This window comes from Mesorhizobium sp. M7A.F.Ca.ET.027.02.1.1 (assembly GCF_004022985.1).
In the GTDB taxonomy this organism is placed as follows: domain Bacteria; phylum Pseudomonadota; class Alphaproteobacteria; order Rhizobiales; family Rhizobiaceae; genus Mesorhizobium.
In genome coordinates, this window is record NZ_RZOL01000806.1 from 1 (window position 1) to 1,024 (window position 1,024).

The 1,024-nt window shown below is 62.0% G+C and carries 2 protein-coding genes and 1 pseudogene; 2 read left to right on the plus strand and 1 reads right to left on the minus strand.

Features of this window, described 5'->3' with window-relative positions:
* Window positions 1–43: 43 nt before the first annotated feature.
* A pseudogene (locus EN749_RS36290) lies at window positions 44–127 on the plus strand (DUF1403 family protein); the annotation flags it as partial.
* Between the two features lie 5 nt (window positions 128–132).
* A complete protein-coding gene (locus EN749_RS36295) occupies window positions 133–831 on the plus strand; it encodes an SMC-Scp complex subunit ScpB (RefSeq protein ID WP_128365026.1) in 699 nt (232 codons plus the stop codon).
* Here the strand turns inward: EN749_RS36295 and EN749_RS38400 are convergent.
* Window positions 828–1,024, minus strand: a 197-nt coding sequence (locus tag EN749_RS38400; RefSeq protein ID WP_210214765.1) for a hypothetical protein, incomplete at its 5' end; no start/stop codon positions are given. The genes EN749_RS36295 and EN749_RS38400 overlap by 4 nt on opposite strands.

The following is a 1,024-nucleotide window of genomic DNA, read 5'->3' on the forward strand; positions in this document are numbered from 1 at the left end:
GTCGGGAACGTTGACCACCAGGAACCTGTCGCGCTGAGCCAGCAGACGCCTGTTCGATCGTCTGGTTGACCTCGGCGCCGTGCGCGAGCTCAGCGGCCGCACGACCTTCCGCATCTATGGGATTTGAGGACGATGGCGGAAGCGACTCGTGCGAGGAGAGGAAAGGGGCGACCAGATGACGGTCTGTTCGACCGGGAGCTGGATCACCTGCCCCCGGACGCCCGCTGGCGCGAATGGATGAACCGCGTCGAGGCAACCATCTTCGCAGCGAGCGAGCCAGTGACGCGAGAGACATTGGCCCGGATCGTCGGCAAGACTTGCAGCATCGACCTTCTCATCGACGACATCCGCGAGGAGTTGCGCGGCCGCCCTTATGACCTGGTGGCCGTCGCCGGCGGCTGGAAGCACCTGACCCGTCCGGCCTATGCCGACGCGATCCGCACTGCCGTCTGCACAAGTGAACGGGCGGTTGACCTCACCCAGTCCGAGGTGCTGGTGCTCATGTGCATAGCCTACTTCCAGCCGATCACCCGCGCCGAGCTGTCCAGCTTCTTCGGCAAGGAGATCAGCCGCGACCTGATCGGCAACCTTCGCTCCTTCGGGTTCATTGCATCCGGCCCGCGCGCGCCGCAGCCGGGCGCGCCCTACACCTATATAAGCACGCAGGCATTCCTGCTGGAGTTCGGGCTTGAAACCCTTCGCGATCTCCCCGACTTCGAGGCGCTCGAGGATGCGGGCTTGCTCAGCAAGGAAAAGCTGCTGGCCGGCGATATCATGCCGGAGTTCTCCGGCGGCGAAGCACAGGGCGTCGGCATCGAAATCGAAGACTAGGCCGTCAGCAAAAAGTCATAGAATGGCGGACAGTGGGTGGGAACGAGACAGTCCGGTTTGTGATGGATTTTCAAGAAAGCTGGCTCGGAACGATGATCTTGGGTGTCGCGAAAGTCATCGGCGGAATGTCGACTTTTGCGCCCCATTTTTGCGACAGAATTTCCCTGGAAAATCAGCGCTTCCGGTACCTGTC

Excerpts from the sequence above, each read along its gene's own strand:
- EN749_RS36295 (WP_128365026.1), top strand. The coding sequence starts at position 133 with ATGGCGGAAGCGACTCGTGCGAGGAGAGGAAAGGGGCGACCAGATGAC.